Origin of the sequence: Arthrobacter sp. PsM3 (assembly GCF_030433895.1) — a bacterium.
GTDB lineage: Bacteria > Actinomycetota > Actinomycetes > Actinomycetales > Micrococcaceae > Arthrobacter.
The window spans coordinates 79,063-97,865 of sequence record NZ_JARUXE010000011.1; the positions used below are offsets into that span (position 1 = coordinate 79,063).

An 18,803-nucleotide genomic window follows, 5' to 3' on the forward strand; every position below is an offset into this window, starting at 1 on the left:
AAATGCCGCTGCAATCCAGCAAGGGCTCCCTCATCAACGATTGGGCATACTGTGTCTGCAACTCCACTTTCCGGCGTGGCGCCGGGCTCCGCGAACTCCCGCGATCCCCGGACCTGGTCCCCGGCTAAACGTAACCGCTACGGCTGGTTCATCACATGCAGCCTGCTCTTCCTGATGATGCTCAGCTGGGCGGACAAGGCAGTCCTGGGCATTGCCGCCGTGCCGCTGATGAAGCAGCTGGGCATCACCCCCGAGCAGTTCGGCCTGGTGGGCAGCGCCATGTTCCTGACCTTCGGCGTGGCCCAGATCGTGGCAGCACCCATCGCCAACAAGGTCTCCAGCAAATGGATCCTACTGGTCCTGTGCCTGCTGTGGTCCCTGGCGCAGGCCCCCATCCTGCTGTTCGCGTCGCTGCCCGCCCTCTGGGCCAGCCGCCTCCTTCTGGGCGCCGGCGAGGGCCCGCTGGCGCCGGTGCTGATGCACGGCATCTACAAGTGGTTCCCGGAGAAGAAGGGCGCCACCCCGGCCGCCCTGGCGTCCTCCGGCGTGACGCTGGGCATTGTGGCGTTCGCCCCCGTCCTGGCCTGGGTGATCGGGCAGTTCGGCTGGCAGACCGCCTTCGCAGTGCTGGCCGTCGTGGGGCTGGTCTGGACCGTCTTCTGGTTCATCGTGGGCAAGGAAGGCCCCTACACCAGCCGGCAGGCAGAGCAGGACATCGACGGCATCGCCCCGGAAGAAGCTCCTGTGGTGGTGGAGACCAAGGTCCGCTACTGGCGCACCATCCTCTCCCCCAGCTGGATCTTCGCGGTCCTGGCCTCCTTCTTCGGCTACTGGACCTTCACCCTGGCCATGTCCTGGGGACCGGCGTACTTCCAGAACGTCCTGGGCTTCAGCGGGCAGCAGGCCGGCACCATGATCGCCCTGCCCGCCGCCTGGGGCACCATCGCCACCGTGGGCCTGAGCGCACTCACCCAGCGCCTGCACCTGAAGGGCGTCCCCACACGCAAGGCCCGCGGCTGGGTACTCGGCAGTGCCGGAACCTTCGCCGGCGCCTGCCTGGTGGGGGCAACCATGACCACCTCCCCGGTCCTGTCCATCGTTCTCATGGTCTTCGGCTTCGGCACCGCACCCGCGCTCTTCGCCATCACCTACCTCGTGGTGGCAGAACTGACCACCATCGGCCAGCGCGGCGCCAACCTCTCCATCGCCAACGCTGTCCTCACCACCGGCGGCGTGTTCGCGCCGGCAGTCTCGGGCTTCCTGATCGGCGGCGCGGCCACCCCTGCTGACGGTTACCGCGCGGCATTCGCCCTGGCCGGGGGCCTGATGCTGACCTTCGGCGTCCTGGCCCTGGTGTTCGTCAACCAGCAGCGCGACCGCGGCAGGCTTGGCCTTGACGCAGCCGTTGTCCCCGCGCCGGCTGCAACCACCCCGATTGACTCCGCCCTGACCGCCGGAGCGGATCCTGCCTCCCTTGGGGCAGTCACCAGGGCCTGAGCCCAGCCCGGACGGCAGGTAGGCGTCAGGAGCCAGCGGCCGTCTTCGACGGCCGCTGGCTCCTGACAATCGGCATGTACTTGAAGACCGCATTGCAGCCCGAACCTCAAATACACCAGAATCTTCCCCGGCAAACTGCGGCCTCCGCACCATCGCCTGAGCTGAAGAACACACGACTGACCCTGGAAGGAACCACCCATGGAGGATCTTAAGTCCCGTAGCGGCGGCGGACGCACCGGCTTCTCGGGACGGATCCTGCGTGGCGGCACCGAACCCGACCCCCGGTTCACGTTGGCAAATGAACGCACGTTCCTGGCGTGGATCCGCACCTCGCTGGCATTGCTCGCCGGCGGCGTCGCCGTGGAAGCCTTCATGGCCGACCTCTTCGGCCCCGAACTGCGCAAAACGCTCGCCGTCCTGCTGCTCGTGCTCGCACTCCTCGTAGGCGGCGGCTCATTCTTCCGCTGGCTCAACGTCGAGCGCTCCATGCGCCGCAAAGTCCCGCTTCCGTTACCTTGGACTGCCCCCATCCTGGCGATCGGCGCGGCCCTCGTCACCGCCATCATGGTGGTCTTCGTCCTCGCCCGTCCCCTCTGATCCGTGCCTTCCCGACGTTACACGCCAACCCATGGCGACCCCGGACTCCAGCCGGAACGCACGGACATGGCCTGGGGGCGCACTACCCTGTCCATGGCGGTCGCGGCCGCCGTCTTCCTTCGCTGGATGCCACACCACGGCTGGTTCGTCGGCACCCTCGTAGCGGCCTCTGCCGTCACGGCCCTGGGTATCAATTTCACCCGCAAGCGGCGATTCCACCGCGCCATCCACGGCATCAACCAGGATGCCATCACACCGGACATAGCTTCAACCGCTGCCGCCGCAGCGAGCCTCGTCGTCCTCGCCGGTCTCGGAATCTTCACCGTCTTGCTCATCTAAGTTGGCACACCATGATGCCTCTGACCGGGGATGCGACAATTATCGTGAGACATCTGAGGCCCTTCCACAAATGCCGGGTCTGACACCCCTATCCCTGCCCGACGCCACAGCGATGGAAGAATTCGTCTTCCATCACGATCTCGTGCAGAAATGGGCGACGACGCTAAATGCACGAAGTATCCTCGACTTGGACTGGGTCGACGGCGCAGCCACGTTCTGGAACCAGCTCACGCGGGCCGTGATCTCCGGAAACAGCTGCAAGCCCGGACCGTGGATGAACGGTCCCCGCGGGCAAAACCTCAAAGACGGCCCTCCCGCGCGGGGCCACCTCTAGAGGGATCAGATTCCCGTACCCGCGCGCTATCCAGGAACAGACGCGCAAGAGCCCTGAACTAATTCTCCGTCAAAGGCTCCGAAGAAACCGACGAGGACCACTCCGTCGGGCCTCGCTGAAGCCGAGCAGACGGTCCCGGCAACTCCGCGGACCATAGCCATTTCGCTAGCCAGGCGTCCGCCTGAATAGCAGTGAATCCAAGCGACCACTTGCCCTAACTATGCGCCGGTTCCACTGTTGGTCTGGCTCAACTTGGCCGATAGCCGCGATTACGTAAACCTGAACCCGGCGAATCGAAGTTCCATCGCGCGCGGGTCGTCTCCCGTCTCATTTAAAGTGTCACTTTTCGCGTTGGATCTGTCCGACGCCGGTTCTTCAATTCGGTCGCCGTGAACCTGTCGGCCGCGCCTGAAAATTCGGTACCGCAATTTTTTCTGATCCTGGGAGATCTGCGGAGCGGGCCATGCGGCCGGGTTGTGAGCCACGCCGCCGTTCCAACAGCGGGGTCCTAGAGCTTCCGCCCGGGACCGTAGGGCCGACGCCCGAAGTGCGGGATGAACCCGGGAACCTGCGGGCGGGAGGTTACGTAGTCCTCACCGAATGCACCGCCAGCTCGGCTTGCTCCTCGTTTCGGGCAAGGCGCCGGTAGGGCCCCTCGAATCCCTGCATTTCATCACCCGGGCCCAGGACCTGGTCCCCTACGCGGACCCCGGCACCGTCAAAACGCACGTGGCCACCGCACTCGTGGCAGCCGCATGCCGATAGGCATCCCGGCCCGCTTCTTCACTACGTCAGCCCTAGTCATGATGCTACGCATAGCCACGGACGAGGACCGGCTGGATAAGGAGCTCGCATCCCTGGCCAAAAATTGCAATTGATCGATGGACTGGGATATTTGCCGATCGACTCCGAAGGAGCCAGGTTCCTGTTCCAGATTATCGCGGACGGCTAGGAGAAATGCAGACTCATCACCACCACCAACCTCGAGTTTTCCCGCTGGGAACCGTGTTCGGGGACGACAACATGGCCGCGCCGTCATCGACCGGTTGGTGCACCACGGACGGCTCCTGCAGTTCGGCGGGGAGTCCTACAGAGTCAAAATGCCCTAATGAAATAGGCCCACCGCCGCAATGGCAGGAAACCGAGCCCACGTGGCCTGATGCATAGCGCCGAAATGGCCGACTTAAAGTTGACGAAATACAATCACTGGCACCACACACGGATATGTATGGCGTCGAGGACGCGGAGCCGGTTGGTGATCAGGTAACCGCGTCGTCGTCAGCTGCAGCTGTTGCTCAACCCAGACCGGCAAAAGGCAACGGCCCGGCCTCCGGACGGGAGTACGCCCTGGAGGGCCTGACTTGTGGTCACTGTGTCGACGCTGTTGAAAAGGCGGTCTCCGGCCTGGTCGGCGTAGAGTCCGCTTCAGTGGACCTCGTCCCCGGCGGAACGTCTTGACTGACCGTCGCCGGCAGCCCGGACGCATCCGCTGTGCGAGGGGCCGTGCGATCCTCCGAATATGTCGTTGCCGGCAGCAACTAACCCCTCATCAGTCCCCGAGACCGGTCGGCCCCTGCGGGCGACGGGGCCGTCAACCGCCGCCGAGGAAAGACTCTTCGTGGGACCGCGACCCCCGCTTTCGGTCAGGGCCACCGAAATCCGCCTACCGACAGCAGTGAACCTGGCTCTGAACGGGGCACGGTCAGTGACCCGAAGGATGGTCCGTTGGGTGTTCAATCCCCGGCCCCGGTGCGGGGTTTATGTCTCCTCCGGTGCCACTGATCGCCGGGCCGATGACAAAGGCCGAGAGTGAAAACATCGCGGCGAAGATTAGCAGTCCTATGGCGGGAGCGACCCACGTCCCGAACCGGCGGTACAGGCGCAAGAGCAGCGGAATGGAAGCGAGTAGTCCCAACGCACCGAACAAAGCGGTGCCCCCCGATCCGGCAACGAGCGCAGTGCCCGCGAGGAGTCCGATGTGATGCAGGATGTGCGGCAGGAGACCCACGACGAAACCTAGAACGGCGACGACCGAGTGCCACAGGGCATGCAACCGGCCCCGCCAGGTCTGTTGCTCTTCCTGGTCAGCCTCTGCGCCGGAAGGCGATACCGTGGGCCGGTGCAGTTGGTGGGAGTGATCATCGGTCATGGTGGCCGTCCGTCTCATGCGCGTGCGCTTTCGGCCTGGGCCTGACGACGAGCACGGGGCAGTCGGCGTGATGGACGGCCTGTGTGGACACAGACCCGAGGAGCAGCCCGGTGAATCCTCCATATCCGCGGGAGCCGACTACTAGAAGGTCCGCATCCTTGGAAGCTCTCAGAAGGACCGTTACGGCAGGTCCTTGCACGACGTCACCGATGACAGGCACACTCTCGGTGTCCACACTCTTCAAGGCGGCCGTCTGCATTTTTCGCGCGGCCGGCTCGAAGACCTGAGGATCCCAGATCATCGCTTCCATGCCGGCCGTCTGGGGCGGATACTCCCAGGCCGTCACGGCACGTACCTGTCCGTGACGGAGACGGGCTTCTGTGACAGCCCACTCGAGAGCTATCTGCGATTCCGCCGAGCCGTCCACTCCGACCGCGATCCTGAACCTGTCTTCCCCGCTCATGAGTTCCGCCGTCCTAGAGGTCCTGCCTGCTGGTTGCCCTCAGTCTCCCATGCTCGACTTCAGCCGCAAGGTTACGTGATGAAGATGACCCTTCAATGAAGATGTCAGGGCGCTAGTGGAAGTGGCTGTCGGCGGGGCTGCAGTGTCTGAGGAATCCTTGTCAAGGCAGACGGGGATACCTTTGGCGATTGGAAACAGCTTTCACGGCTGCGGTGTGTGTCTCTTCGGTTCTGCCCCATCTCCGTTGATCCCTGTCGACTCACGGTGCCCGCACAGCATGCCCCGGAGCAGGTCAAGTATCATACCGCTGACAGATCCAAGCGCTGCAGGCTGTTGGCCTGTCAAGGCTCCTTCGTCGGGTGCAGGATCCGGCCCCGGTTGTCCTGCACCTGTCCGCCGATACAACGGAATGGTGGTGATACGGCTGACCTCCGCGATGTTGGGCGTTCCGGTGAACACGGGTCCCGCGGACCATGCGAGTACGGGCGTGAGCAGGAAGCCGCTTTCGGGAAGGGCGATGGCTGGCAGAGTCCCCAGAATGCGCACGCTGCCCGGGTCCAATGCCGTTTCCTCAGAGGCCTCGCGCAGTGCCGTAGCTGCCGGCCCGTGGTCGCCGGCTTCAGCAGCGCCACCGGGAAAGACCAGCTGCCCGGGGTAGTTGGTCAGATCGGGTGCACGTTCAGTAAGGAGCGCTGACGGGCCGTGAGGGCTGTCTGTGAGCAGCACAAGCACCGCCGCCGCTCTCAGGGTCACGTGTGTCGGCTGCCGGTCCAATCCGAGGGGGGTCCGCCCGGTCAGCCGGGCCAAGGTGTCGGCCCATGGCGGCCGCACGGACGTTCCACGGCTCAGCCTGGTCGGGCCGGCATCGGAGTCCAGCCATTGCAGTTGTCCGGTTTGTACACGCAGCAGCCCCACCCCGGGAGCGGAGTTGGCCGGCTGAACCATCCGGGTCAACTGCCCAAAACCCGGATGACCGAACAACGCACGCGCGGGACGGCGGACTGTCAGGTCAGTCGGCCCTGAGAAATCAGCGGGGTTGTTCGCGACCGCCACCAAGGCCTGGCCGGATCCCACGAGGTTCGCCACCGGTCCGCCAAAGGCAACGAGGGTCTCGCTCATCGCCGGCACCAGCAGGAGGTTGGCGCCGGCCTCGGCCAAGGCGTGCACTGCGTGAGGGTTAAGCAGGTCCCGGCAGATCGCCAGCACCAGATGCCATCCGTCATCGCTGACATGGACCCGTAGCTCGGGCCAGCCCTGGGGATGGATGTCTTCGTTGACCGGCAGGTCGGCCGGGGAATGCTTGTCCTGGGTCAACGGAGCCGCCACGCCGCGCAAATACGCGACGGCCGTGTTACGGCGCCGCGGCGACCCGTCGTGCCCGTCCTCGTGATGGTAGCTTCCGGCGACGAGCATCCTGGGGCCGCCGGCCCGGCAGGTCCAGCCTTGCAGTTGGGCGGCCAGCGACTCGGTGACGCACAACTCGGGCAGCACAACAATGCTCGCGCCGTTCGCGACGGCCGCATGGATCAGCCGGTCTATCTCCTGATGCTGTTTGTCTTCATCCTTCGGGCGGACCGGGAAGGTCCGCCCGAAGGCGTCAGCCGGGAAATTGAACTCAGTCAGGGTGCGGTTGGGATGGCAGGTCGCCACGACGGTGTCACGATCTATGATCCCAGTGAGCTCCCGGGCAAGGCTGTAGTCGAAGATGACCTGGAACTGAGTAACCCATTCCCCGGCAAGCCGGACGTGGCGCGTCTCGTCCAGGCGGTTGGCCAGCCGCCACGGCGGGGAGGTCGCCGGCATTGCGGTCACCTGCCGGAGGTCCGGACTGTCCAGCGGGATAGGATCGCCCACGCCCGGCTGGTATGGGCTGCGGCGTCGAAAGGACTCGCGGAAGCTCTGGCAGTACCGTTCGTCCAGCAGTTCGGCTAGCAGCCGCGCGACCGCTACGGCGGGAAGGCCGTCGTCTGCGGTCAGTGCCGCCGCCAGGGCGCTGGCCACCTCAGCGCCCAGCATAAGTCCGGTCGATGGGGCGGGCAGCAAGGCACTGACGCCGGAGGTGACCAGTTCCGCTTTGGCGCGGCAGCCGGCATCCTGCATTCGCTCCTGCAGTACTGGGTGCTCGTCCCGGCACAGCTGCAGTAGATGAGTGAGAGCGACCAGCGGTTCCCTCTCGGCGGCGATGGCCGCCTGGATCGACGCGACTCGCTGTGGTAGCGGTGATGGCCGGGCAACGCAGGCGGCACATTCCTTCATGGATGCTGGCGTGGCACGCCCGCTGGCGTTGACCGTCGCGGGATCGCCGTGCCGGGCAATGGTGGGGCCGCCGCTGTCCTTCGCTTCAGCATCGCTGTCTGGATCGTTCACAATGCATCCTTCGCAGTTGCAGTATCATCTCGCTTAGCCCGACAGGGTCGGATTGACGGTGGAGGCATCCTGGCCGGGACAGCCGGCGGCATGGGGGCGCAGCGGGATCCGGTGCGGCGTGCGGAAGGTTGACTCCTCATCGGTATGAGCCCCCCGGGCGCCGTGAAGTCCAGGCCAGATAGGCGCCAAGTGCACCGCCCGCGCCCAGGCCGGCGCGCATCAGTGGTTTCTCCCAGTTGCCCCAACGTTCCTTGTCCCCCGCCGTTAGAGCTCCGACACCTCCGATCAGCGCCGCAGCGATCATGCCTGCTATCAGACGGTTGCCGATGCGTTCCACCCGCCCGACCAGGGGTTCGAGCTCCGCGGCCCGTAAATGGACTTCCAAGCCCGTGTCGAGGGTATCCACGACTCGACGGAGTATGTCCGGCAGGTCCGCGGCCAGTTCCGCTGCGTCAGTACCGGCTGCGGCCATGCGCCTGGCCAACGCCTGCGGCGCAAATCGGCTGAACATCAGCTTCTTCGCGTAGGGGGCCAGCACCACGCCCAGATTAAAGCCGGGATCCAATTCAACTCCGATGCCTTCGGCCATGATCATCATCTTCAGGAGCTTCGCCAGTTCCTGCGGCATCTGCAGGTGGTAAGTGCGCATCAGCGCGACGGCTTGGGTGATCAGCGGCCCGATTTCGATCTGATTGAGTTGGCGGCCTTCGTAGAGGGCAATAAACCGGGTGACGTCCGCGCGCAGCCGGCTGCGGTCCACAGGCTGCCGGGTTACGGAAAGGTCCAGCAAAGCGGAGCCGACACGGCCGGGGTCGCTGCGGGCCAATGCAGTCAGCAGGACGCCGAGTTGGCCGCGCAGCTTGTCGTTCACCTCGCCAACCATGCCGAAGTCGATGAGACCTATGCGACCGTCGGATTCGATGAACAGGTTGCCTGGATGCGGATCGGCATGAAAAAACCCGTCTTCGAAGACCATTTTAACTGCTGTGGCTGCGGACCGGAGGGCCAGCGCCTCACGGTCGATCCCTGCGCGGTCCAGCGCCGTGAGGTCATTGACTTTCATCCCCACGATCCGCTCCAGCGTCAGCACCCGGGACGTAGTCGTCTCCCAAAAGACGCGGGGAATGTGTACGCCGGGATCGGCGGCAAAGTTCTCGGCGAATCGCTCCGCGTTCCGCCCTTCCTGCAGATAGTCGAGTTCTGCCCGCAAAGTCTGTGCAAAATCCGCGGCTATGCCAGGGAGATTATAGTCAGCCGCCGCCTCCCACCGGTGGCTGATCTGGACCGCGAGGTTCTGCAGAATATCCAGATCTGCCTCGATCGTGGGAATGACGTCGGGCCGCCGGACTTTTACCACGACGGGTGTCCCGTCGTGGAGAGTTGCTGCATGGGCCTGGCCGATAGAGGCACTCGCCAGGGGGTCCAGGGTGAAATCCGCAAACACCTCGTCCGGCTCGGACCCCAGCTCTTCGCGAATAAGCTGACGGATCGTTGCCCCTGGCACAGGCGGGGCACCGTCCTGGAGTTTAGCCAACTCCGTCTGATACTGGGGCGGCAACAGGTCAGGCCGGGTGGAGAGGAGCTGGCCGAGCTTGATGAACGTCGGCCCCAGCTCCTCGAAGGCCAACCGCAAGTGGTCCGGATTCGTGTAAGGCTCGGCCCTTCGTTCGTGGCCCATGAGCCCCTGATGGAACGGGACCCACCGCTCGAGGCCAGTGATACCCACGAGGAAGCCCAGCCCGTGCCGGGCCAGAACCTCGCTGATTTCCTGATAGCGGTGTACACGTAAGTTCGTTGTCATTGCCGGTTCTGATTTCTGCACGGTGCGGGAGTCTTCGAAGTGGAACGGCGGGCCGCACGCTCCTGCACGGCTTGGCATTCCATGCAGCGTGTCCGCGGACTACTTTCCACGGAGGTCTTCAGGCCTTTGCAGGGCGGGCTGTCTTCGCGGCAGCACAAGGACAACCATGGACGCCAGAACCAGGACCATGCCGGCCAAACTCCACGCATTCTGGCGTTCCCCCAGGACGACCATGGACAACAGGATGCCGAACACCGGCACCAGGAAGGTCCAAGCCGAGACCGCGTCAAGGCGGCAGTGCTGGACTTCTGTGAACCAGCCGAGAAAGGCCGCAGCGGTGCCCACGAGGGAAACATAAAGGAGAATGCCGATGAAACGCACGCCCCAGTTGATGGCCGGCGCCCCCTCGGTGAGCCCGGCGATGACGGCAAGAAATGCGCCCCCGACCAGGAAATGCCATGCAATCACCTGCAGGATATCGGCCTTTATCTGCCTCGAAATCAATGTTCCGGCGGTAACCGCGAGAGCTGCGGTGATTGACAGCCACGCACCGGTGCCAGTCCCGCTGGGTAAGGCGACTGCCAATAGCCCTGCGAAGCCTGTCCCCATCGCCGCCAGCGTGCGGCCCGACACGCGCTCCTTGTATATCCACCAGGCCGGAAGCACTATGAGCAAGGGCTGTGCATTGGCCAGGACGGAGGCAGCTCCAGTCGATAGACCGGCCAGACCGCCAAACATGGCACTGAATGCCAGTGTGACATTGACAATTCCCATCACCGTTATCAAAGTCCAGGTCCGTGCCCCGCGTGGCGTCGGTTCCCGACGGAATCCCGCAACTGCTAGAAGCACCCCGCCGGCGATGAGCGCGCGCAACGCGGCGAACCACAGCAGCGGGGCATCCTTCAGACCGATGCTGATCGCTAGAAAGCACGAGCCCCAGGCAAAGGTTATCCACAGCATCCGCAGCGGCTTCGGCCGACGGAGGCCTCCGACCTCTTCGGAACTGATTACTGTTGAGGGTACGCGCACAGCAGCTCCTTCGTCGGCGGGGTCCCGGAGAGTCTTTCGGCTTGCACAGCTAACGGCTTAGCCATCTTCTTGATTATGAGGGAACGGGCACCCACCGGCGGATTCGCCTTGGCCTGTTGGAGTTCAGCTACGGAGACGCCGGCCTGGTCCGGCGCGGCGAGGGCCGCGTCGATTTTCACCAGGGCCGGTCTAACATCGGACAGATCGTGGACCAGGTGCCCCAGCGCCTGCTGGACCAGCAGAGACCCCTCTGACGAAGGATTTTCCTCATCGGCGGAAGCCTCCGGGGCCGATAGAACTCCTCCGGCGAGGAAGAGACAGGCCAGCAGGACAGCCGCACATGCTCTTCCGACACAGAGCGGCCGCGACACTGGATGCCTGGCTTCGTGTTTGCAGGATTTTCCCAATCCCGGTTTCGTTCCCATAGATGGCTCCTGACATGGACGACTTCTGCATGGTGTGTCTGGCCGGGGGCGCCCGGCAGGCTGAGGCACCGCTACTGAGCCTGGCCAGGTCCGGGGCCTTGAATGCGCGGTGCGCTTTTGTTTTTGCCGAACCGGGGGATGAAACCCGGAACGCTGCGGGCATAGGCGAGGTAGTCCTCCCCGAATTCGGCCGCCATGTTCCTCTCTTCGTGTCTGGCAAGGCGGTGGTAGACGGCAACCAGGATCGGGAACATGATCAGGGTCAGGAGGGTGGGCCACTGAAGCAGGAAACCAAACATGATCGTCAAGAACCCCAGGTACTGCGGGTGGCGGAGCCGGGCGTAGATCCCAGTGACCGCCAACCGGTGCTCCGTCTGTGCCGCATACAAAACGCGCCACGCCTGATACAGCAGGATGAAGCCGGCAGCTATGAGCACGTTGCTCAGCAGGTGCAGGGGATTCAGATGCGGATCTCCCTGCCATCCCATCAGGTCCTGCCACAGATGCCCTGAATTATGAGTCAGAAGACTCAGATTCGGGAACTGGCTGCCCAGCCAGCCGGAGAGGAAGTAGATGGTCAGCGGAAAACCGTACATCTCCGTGAACAACGCGACGATGAACGCGGCGAACCCGCCGAAGGCCCGCCAGTCGAGTTTCGTTTTCGGTTTGACGAAGCTGAACGCGAAAACAATGAATATGGCGGAGTTCAGAATCACCAGGAACCACAGGTTGTACCCGGAATCATCACTTGTCATGATTTCCACCCCCGCCTCCATGGCCGCCATGGCCTCCGTGACCGAACAGATGCATTCCCAGCATCCCCACGACGAAAACGTAGGGCAATGCATCGAGCACATGCACCCAATGGCTGGTCAGCAGGTAGAACACGGCGACGGCAACGGTCAGGACGGTCAGTGTGCGGCGCAGGTTAATTCCACCGGCGCCGGGTCCGAAGGTCAGCGGGGAGGATCGCCGGTCCAACGGTTTGCCATCCGGGACGGGGGTCCCGGCTGACTGGTCGGGGTGCTCGTGGTCGTGGTTCATGGCTGGTCCCCCGGCAGGACGGGCAGATGGTCGACGAGGAAGTCCTGCCTCATGCCGAGGGTTGAGTCGGTCATCGTCATGGACGTCACTGCGTCCGGGGCGGAGCCAGTCAGGGCGCGGATGGCGTCGATGGTCTCGGGCACGACGATGGCCTCGTTATAGACCTGGTAAGTCAGGTAAGCCTCGTCTCCTTCGACTGTGACGAGTTCCTCCCAGACTGCGACTTCCCACATGTCCCCGCGCGGCCGGCCGAGATCCTTCATCAGTTCGATGGTCGAGTTCAGCGCGACGAGCCCGTCAGCCATCCGGATGAACGCGATGCGCGGGGCCGCGCGCAGCGCCGTGAGGACCTCCTCCCTCGTCGACGGCCGGGTCAGCTGGAGGGTCCAGTAATGGTTGTGGGTCTGGGTGTGGGCGCCCTTGGCCGCGATCGTGACAACGTCCAGACCGGGCAGGACGGTCCGGGCGTCCGGGCCCTGATGGGAGGGTATTTTCGGTTCCGGGACCATCGTGTTCATGATCCCGCCCAGGTGCGATTCCCAAGGGTCGGTGGCGCGGCGGATGAGGACTCCGCGGGCCTTGGCCAGCAGGCCCGCGTCCTGCAGGGCACCGAGTACCCTGACGATGCTGGTTGTGTTGCACGAGACGACACGGGTCATGTCCCGGCCCAGTGCGCTGTCATAGTTGGCTTGGGCTACGAATGAATGCCCTGTGGTGTCATGGGATTCACCGCCCTGCAGGACGACTTTCACTCCTGCCGCGCGGTACCGGGGCAGGTTGCCGGCGGCCACGTGTTTGGGTGTCGCATCGACGACGACGTCCGCCTGCGCCAGCAGGTCGGCCAAGTCCCCGGAGATTGTCAGGCCTGCCTGGCCCATGGCGTCCCGCGCTTCGGCGGTGGATGCGAACAGCGGGAAGCGTCCCGCAGCGGACCGGATCCGCCAGTCGGTAATGATATCGGCGACGCCGATCAGTTCCATGTCCGGTTGTAACAGGACCGCGTCGGCTACCCGCTTGCCGATGACCCCGTATCCGTTGACGGCCACTCTGGTCTTAGTCATTGGTATGCCTTTCCACGTGCGGTTGCATTGTTTCTTCGATGGCGGTCCTCAGCCCCGATGGTTTTGCGGTCTTCGGTACCAAGGGGAAGTCCATGTCTTCCCCGCCGGCGAGTTGCGCATAGATTCCTTCGACACCTATCCGCACAGCGGGTGCGCTGCAGGGCTGCAGCCTGATCCGGAGGTTTTCCGCCCTCAGGGACACCTCGATGTGGTGGCCCCGGTACCGGATCTGGAACCCTGCACTGCCCAGCGGGGCCGGGAGCCGGGGGGAAAAGGTCAGCGCGTTGGCCTCCGTCTGCAGGCCGGCGAAAGCCCGGACGACGACATCGACCGTCCCGGACATGGCGCCAAGATGGATGCCTTCCCGGGTGGTGCCGCCCTGGGTGTCGTCCAGGTCGGCGACCAGGGCTTCACGGAAGACCTGCCAGGCCCGGGTTTCGTCGATCCGGGCGAGGACCGAGGCGTGGACCACGCGGCTGAGCGTCGATCCGTTGGCGGTTCGGGCCAGGTAGTACTCCACAGTGCGTTCCAGATCGGGTTCCGCGAACGGATAGCCGAGCCGGTGCAGCTGCGTGATCACGCCTGCGGGCCCCAGGAGGTAGATCAACATCAGGACATCAGCCTGCTTGGCGAGTTTGTACCGGTTGGTCGTGTCGTTTTCAGCTTCGAGGATTAGATCGAGCCGCCCGATGTTTCCGTACGTGGCCCGGTAGGCCGGCCAGTCCAGTTCTGCCAGGTCTTCGTAACCGTCGAACTGGCTGAGGACTCCGTCGGCATGGAACGGCACGGCGAGTCTGCGGCTGATCCGGGACCAGTGGTTGATCTCCTCCTCGGTGACCTGGAGCCGGTCCGTGAGGTCATCGCCGGGATGGCCCGCGAGTTCGCGCAGCACATCGGCGGCGCGGTCGCAGAGCCAGGAGAGCAGCACGTTGGTGTAGGCGTTATCGCGAAGGCCGGTCCCGGGCGCGTCAGGGTACCCGTCGTGGTATTCATCGGGTCCCATCACTCCTGAAATATGGAATCTGTCCTCTGCAGGGTCATAGCTGGCCAGAGAGGCGAACATCCGGGTCGTTTCGATTATCAGTTCCCCGCCGCGGGCCGCTAGCCAATCCCGGTCCCCCGTGGCCTGGTAGTGCTGCCATGCGTTGTAGGCTACGGCGAGGCCGACGTGGCGCTGGCGGCTGGAGTTGTCGGGCATCCACCGGGCAGACCGGGCGTTGTAGAGCCGGCGAGGCGTTTCTTCCCGTCCGTCGCTGCCGCTCTGCCACGGGAACAGCACCCCGTGCAGGCCCTGCGCCCCTGCGGCCGCCCGCGCCGCATCCAGCCGGCGCCAGCGGTACTCCAGCAGGGCCCGGCTGATGTCGGGGAGCCTGAGCCCGATGACGGGAAAAACGAAAAGTTCATCCCAGAAGACATGCCCGCGGTAGCCTTCCCCGTGCAGCCCACGCGCCGGCGCCCCGGCGTCCAGGGATGCGGTATGGACGGAGATTGTCTGCAGCAGGTGGAAGACGTGCAGGTTCAGTACCAGCCGGGACTGCCGGTCGCCGTCAAGGCTGATCCCAAACTCGGCCCACAGCCGCCGCCAGACCGCTTCATGGTCCTTGAGCAGGGCGGTGAAGCCGCTGCTGTTGCGGGAAATTTCGGCCCAGACTGCGGTCTCGGGGGAGGAAATGGCACCGTCCCGGGAGGTCGCCACTGCCGCTGTCCTGGTCATGGTGGCCGGCTCTCCCTCGGCCAGCCGGAGGTCGAATTGCCGGACGTGCCGTCCGCCGTCGCGCCCGGCGTCGCGGGGCGTTGGAGCCGGGTCGACGTCGAACACCGTCCGGACGGCCAGGGCGATGCTGATCCTGCTCTGGCTGGTCTGGACCGCGCACAGGACGGTGCAGCTGTCCACTTCAGTGAAGTCAGCGTCGGTGAGGTGCCGCTGGCCGGTGCCGGCATAGTCACGGACGTTGGTGTTGGCCACCCCGGCATCGATGCCTGCACGGATGCTCACAGTGCCATTGAAGCCGTGGGCCGTCAGTTTCGTCTCGAGCGCGGCCAGGTGGGGGTTGCGCATGGAGACCAGCCGCCGCTGCACGACGGTGAGTTGTTCGCCGTCGGGCCCGGTCAGGGTTGCCCGTCGTGTGAGCAGGCCCCGGCGCAGATCCAGCTCGCTTCGCTCATCGGCGACAGGAATCTCTCCCGTTGACCACCAAGGGCCGGTGCCGATGCGAACGTCCACCGGCAGCCAATTGGGGACGTTGACCAGGTGCTCTTCTTCCATGTCACGGCCGTGAATGGTGCTTGTTGTCCGGTTATAGACGCCGGCCAGGTAGGTTCCGGGATAATGGACGCCGTCGTCCTTATGCTCCGGCTGGGTGCCTCGTGTTGCCATGTATCCATTGCCCAGGGCGGTCAGGACCTCCCGGTGGCCTTCGTGGGCAGGGTCGAACCCGTCGTAGACGAGCGTCCAGGGATCGGTGCGTGAGACCCCCAGGTCCAGCTCGGCGACGTCGCCGAGGACGATGTCGGCGCCGGCCGCCTCCAGTTGTTCCCGGTGCCCGGCTCGGTCGATGCCGACGACCAGTCCGAAGCCGCCGCGGCGTCCTGCCTGCACCCCGGCGGCGGCGTCCTCGACAACCGCGGCATGCCGGGGTGCCACACCGAGTTTCCTGGCCGCCTCGAGGAACATGGCCGGGTCGGGTTTGCCGGGCAGGTTCTGTTCGGCGGCGGTCTGCCCGTCGATGATGACGTCGAATCCTGTCTCGAGACCGGCAGCCTTGAGCAGGGCGCGGGCGTTGCGGCTGGCCGTGACCAGGCCCACGGGGATGCCCGCGGCACGCAAGCGCGCCAGCAGGGCGGTAGTCCCGGGGTAGGCCCGGATGCCCTCGCGGGCCACGGCCTCCAGGAACAGGGCGTTTTTTCGGGCGCCGAGTCCGTGGACGGACCAGACATCCGGCCCGTCATCCGGGCTGCCGGCAGGAATCCCGGCGCCGCGGGAGGCCAGGAAGGCAGTGACTCCGTCCTCGCGCTGCCGGCCGTCGACGTACCGCCGGTAATCCGCGTCCTCGTCGAAGGGCTCAGCCCCGCCGCCATTAAGCCTCGGGTCGGCCAGGACAGCGTCGAAAAGCTTCTTCCAGGCCGCCGCGTGCACGGCGGCGGTTTGTGTGACGACTCCGTCCATGTCGAACAGCACCGCCTGATACGGCAGTGCTGCGCCATGCCGGGGATCACTGGAGGGGCGGCGGCCGCCCGCGTGGACCTGCGCCATGCTAAGCCGGCTCCTCCACTGCTTCATCGGCCGGGACATTGGCTGGACCCGGTGCGGACGTCCACTCCCAGTTCCGGATTTCCGGCATGTCCTCGCCGTGGACCCGGATGTACTGCCGGTGCTCGATGAGCTTGTTCTTGAGCTCCTCGCGGACATGCGCCGAAATGTCCTTCAGCCGGGGCACGCGGTCGATGACGTCGATGGCCAGGTTGAACCGGTCGAGCTGGTTGAGCACGCACATGTCGAACGGGGTCGTGGTGGTCCCTTCCTCCTTGTAGCCGCGGACATGGATGTTGCCGTGGTTGGTCCGCCGGTACGTCAGCCGGTGGATCAGCCACGGGTAGCCGTGGTAGGCGAAGATCACCGGTGTGTCCGTGGTGAACAGGGCATCGAAGTCCCGCCCGGACAGGCCGTGGGGATGTTCCGTGTCATCCTGCAGTCGCATGAGGTCAACTACGTTGACCACCCGGATCTTCAGATCCGGGAACCGTCCGCGGAGGATGTCGACGGCGGCCAGGGTCTCCATTGTGGGCACATCGCCGGCGCAGCCCATGACGACGTCGGGTTCTCCGTCCGCGTCCGAACTGGCCCAGTCCCAGATGCCGATGCCTTTGGTGCAGTGCTCGATGGCCTGCTGCAGGTCCAGGTACTGCAGTTGCGGCTGCTTACCGGCGACAATGACATTGACGTACTGGCGGCTGCGCAGGCAGTGGTCGGCCACGGACAGGAGCGTGTTGGCGTCCGGTGGCAGGTAGACGCGGATGACGTCGGTCTTCTTGTTGATCACATGGTCAATGAACCCAGGGTCCTGGTGCGAGAACCCGTTATTATCCTGCCGCCACACGTGGGAGGTCAGGAGGTAGTTCAGGGAGGCGACCGGCCGGCGCCAGGGGATCTCATTGGTCGTAGTCAGCCACTTGGCGTGCTGGTTGAACATGGAGTCGACGATGTGGATGAACGCCTCATAGCAGGAAAAGAATCCGTGCCGGCCCGAGAGCAGGTAGCCTTCCAGCCAGCCCTGGCAGGTGTGTTCGGAGAGGATTTCCATGACCCGCCCGTCGCGGGCGAGATGGTCATCCTCCGGAACGGTCCGGGCATTCCAGGCCCGGTCGGTCGCTTCGAGTACGGCCCCCAGCCGGTTGGAGTTGTTTTCGTCCGGGGCGAAGACCCGGAAATTGTCCATGTTCGCAGCCATGATGTCACGCAGGAACGTGCCCAGTACGCGGGTGGATTCCACGGCTCCGGTGCCGGGATCCGCCACGGGCACGGCGTAGTCGGCGAAGTCGGGCATGCGCAGGTCGCGCAGCAACAACCCTCCGTTTGCGTGCGGGTTGCCGCTCATGCGCCGTTCCCCTGCCGGATGCAGACCGCCGACCGCCGCCACGGGTGTTCCGTTTACGTCGAAAAGTTCCTCGGGGCGGTAACTGCGCAGCCACTGCTCGAGCACGGCTCGGTGGCTGTCATTTTCGCGGGCCTGGGTGAAGGGCACCTGGTGCGAACGCCAGCTTCCCTCGACCTTCAGCCCGTCCACTTCAGCCGGTCCCGTCCAACCCTTGGGAGAGCGCAGGACGATCATGGGCCAGCGCGGCCGTTCCGTCCGGCCCTCCTCCCGGGCGCCGCGTTTAATCTCACGGATCCCATCCAAGCAGGCGTCCAGAGCCCGGGCGAAGTCCTGATGCATCTGTTCCGGGTCTGAGCCTTCCACGTAATACGGTGTGTGGCCGTACCCGCGCAGCAGTGCGTCCAATTCCTCATGGCTGATCCGGTCCAGGACGGTGGGGTTGGCGATTTTGTAGCCGTTCAGGTGCAGGATCGGCAGCACGGTACCGTCCCGGCCGGGGTCCACGAACTTGTTGGAGTGCCAGCTGGCGGCCAGCGGACCTGTCTCTGCTTCCCCGTCACCGATCACGGCCGCCACGATGAGGTCCGGGTTATCGAACGCTGCGCCGTAGGCGTGGGAGAGCGCGTAGCCAAGCTCCCCGCCCTCGTGGATGGAGCCCGGTGTCTCCGGGGCCACATGGCTGGGGATGCCGCCGGGAAAGGAGAACTGGCGGAACAGCCGCTTCATCCCGGCAAGGTCTTGGGAGATATCCGGGTACGTTTCGCTGTAGGTGCCTTCCAGCCAGGCCGACGCCACCGGGCCGGGCCCGCCGTGCCCGGGGCCCATGATGTAGATCATGTCCAGATCCCGGTCCGTGATGGCCCGGTTCAGGTGGGCGTAAATGAAATTCAGGCCCGGGGTGGTCCCCCAGTGCCCGAGGAGCCGGGGTTTGATGTGCTCCGGACGCAGCGGTTCGCGCAGCAGCGGGTTGTCCATGAGGTAGATCTGGCCGACGGAGAGGTAGTTCGCGGCCCGCCACCAGGCATGGATGCGTTCCAGCTGGTCAGGGCTGAGGACGGGGTCGGGATCGTGTGACAGCTGGTCGTCATTCATAAGGCTTTGC

At 64.9% G+C, this 18,803-nt stretch carries 17 protein-coding genes; 6 read left to right on the top strand and 11 right to left on the bottom strand.

The window, feature by feature from the left end; translation table 11 throughout:
• Positions 1-51: 51 nt before the first annotated feature.
• The 6 genes from QCD75_RS07985 (at position 52) to QCD75_RS08010 (ending at position 4,225) form a co-directional block, all read left to right on the top strand.
• Positions 52-1,497: an MFS transporter gene (locus tag QCD75_RS07985; protein ID WP_301227384.1), complete on the top strand. Its 1,446-nt coding sequence runs from the start codon at positions 52-54 to the stop codon at positions 1,495-1,497.
• A 198-nt stretch (positions 1,498-1,695) separates the two neighbouring features.
• Positions 1,696-2,094, top strand: a complete 399-nt coding sequence (locus tag QCD75_RS07990) for a YidH family protein (RefSeq protein ID WP_301227386.1) — start codon at positions 1,696-1,698, stop codon at positions 2,092-2,094.
• 3 nt (positions 2,095-2,097) lie between these two features.
• Positions 2,098-2,433 (top strand): DUF202 domain-containing protein, encoded by a 336-nt coding sequence (locus QCD75_RS07995; protein ID WP_301227388.1) that lies wholly within the window; start codon positions 2,098-2,100, stop codon positions 2,431-2,433.
• A 112-nt stretch (positions 2,434-2,545) separates the two neighbouring features.
• The gene (locus tag QCD75_RS08000) at positions 2,546-2,767 is read left to right on the top strand and encodes a hypothetical protein (protein WP_301227390.1); all 222 of its coding nucleotides are present in this window, start codon (positions 2,546-2,548) and stop codon (positions 2,765-2,767) included.
• A gap of 600 nt (positions 2,768-3,367) precedes the next feature.
• Complete coding sequence (locus QCD75_RS08005; protein ID WP_274708203.1) at positions 3,368-3,532, top strand: ATP-binding protein; 165 nt, start codon at positions 3,368-3,370, stop codon at positions 3,530-3,532.
• Positions 3,533-3,991: 459 nt separating this feature from the next.
• A complete protein-coding gene (locus tag QCD75_RS08010) occupies positions 3,992-4,225 on the top strand; it encodes a heavy-metal-associated domain-containing protein (RefSeq protein WP_301227392.1) in 234 nt (77 codons plus the stop codon).
• Positions 4,226-4,469: 244 nt separating this feature from the next.
• Here QCD75_RS08010 and QCD75_RS08015 read toward each other — a convergent pair whose 3' ends face one another.
• From QCD75_RS08015 to QCD75_RS08065, 11 genes are all read right to left on the bottom strand, one after another.
• The gene (locus QCD75_RS08015) at positions 4,470-4,916 is read right to left on the bottom strand and encodes a hypothetical protein (RefSeq protein ID WP_301227394.1); all 447 of its coding nucleotides are present in this window, start codon (positions 4,914-4,916) and stop codon (positions 4,470-4,472) included.
• Positions 4,906-5,379, bottom strand: a complete 474-nt coding sequence (locus tag QCD75_RS08020) for a universal stress protein (RefSeq protein ID WP_253033820.1) — start codon at positions 5,377-5,379, stop codon at positions 4,906-4,908. Before QCD75_RS08020 ends, QCD75_RS08015 begins: the two co-directional genes overlap by 11 nt.
• 201 nt (positions 5,380-5,580) lie before the next feature.
• On the bottom strand, positions 5,581-7,746 hold the full coding sequence (locus QCD75_RS08025; RefSeq protein WP_301227398.1) for an NUDIX domain-containing protein: 2,166 nt from the start codon (positions 7,744-7,746) through the stop codon (positions 5,581-5,583).
• Between the two features lie 136 nt (positions 7,747-7,882).
• Positions 7,883-9,568, bottom strand: coding sequence for an ABC1 kinase family protein (locus QCD75_RS08030; RefSeq protein WP_301227400.1), 1,686 nt, complete (start codon positions 9,566-9,568; stop codon positions 7,883-7,885).
• A gap of 78 nt (positions 9,569-9,646) precedes the next feature.
• A complete protein-coding gene (locus QCD75_RS08035; RefSeq protein WP_301227402.1) occupies positions 9,647-10,507 on the bottom strand; it encodes a DMT family transporter in 861 nt (286 codons plus the stop codon).
• A gap of 47 nt (positions 10,508-10,554) precedes the next feature.
• A complete protein-coding gene (locus QCD75_RS08040) occupies positions 10,555-10,755 on the bottom strand; it encodes a hypothetical protein (RefSeq protein WP_301227404.1) in 201 nt (66 codons plus the stop codon).
• A gap of 317 nt (positions 10,756-11,072) precedes the next feature.
• Positions 11,073-11,756, bottom strand: coding sequence for a methyltransferase family protein (locus QCD75_RS08045; protein WP_301227462.1), 684 nt, complete (start codon positions 11,754-11,756; stop codon positions 11,073-11,075).
• The gene (locus QCD75_RS08050; RefSeq protein ID WP_301227406.1) at positions 11,746-12,045 is read right to left on the bottom strand and encodes a DUF2933 domain-containing protein; all 300 of its coding nucleotides are present in this window, start codon (positions 12,043-12,045) and stop codon (positions 11,746-11,748) included. The genes QCD75_RS08045 and QCD75_RS08050 overlap by 11 nt, the downstream gene beginning before the upstream one ends.
• Entirely contained in the window at positions 12,042-13,106 is a 1,065-nt protein-coding gene (locus tag QCD75_RS08055; RefSeq protein ID WP_301227408.1) for a type II glyceraldehyde-3-phosphate dehydrogenase, read from the bottom strand. Before QCD75_RS08055 ends, QCD75_RS08050 begins: the two co-directional genes overlap by 4 nt.
• Positions 13,099-16,359, bottom strand: coding sequence for a beta-phosphoglucomutase family hydrolase (locus QCD75_RS08060; RefSeq protein ID WP_301227410.1), 3,261 nt, complete (start codon positions 16,357-16,359; stop codon positions 13,099-13,101). The genes QCD75_RS08055 and QCD75_RS08060 overlap by 8 nt, the downstream gene beginning before the upstream one ends.
• Position 16,360: 1 nt before the next feature.
• On the bottom strand, positions 16,361-18,793 hold the full coding sequence (locus QCD75_RS08065; RefSeq protein WP_301227411.1) for a phosphoketolase family protein: 2,433 nt from the start codon (positions 18,791-18,793) through the stop codon (positions 16,361-16,363).
• Positions 18,794-18,803: the final 10 nt, after the last annotated feature.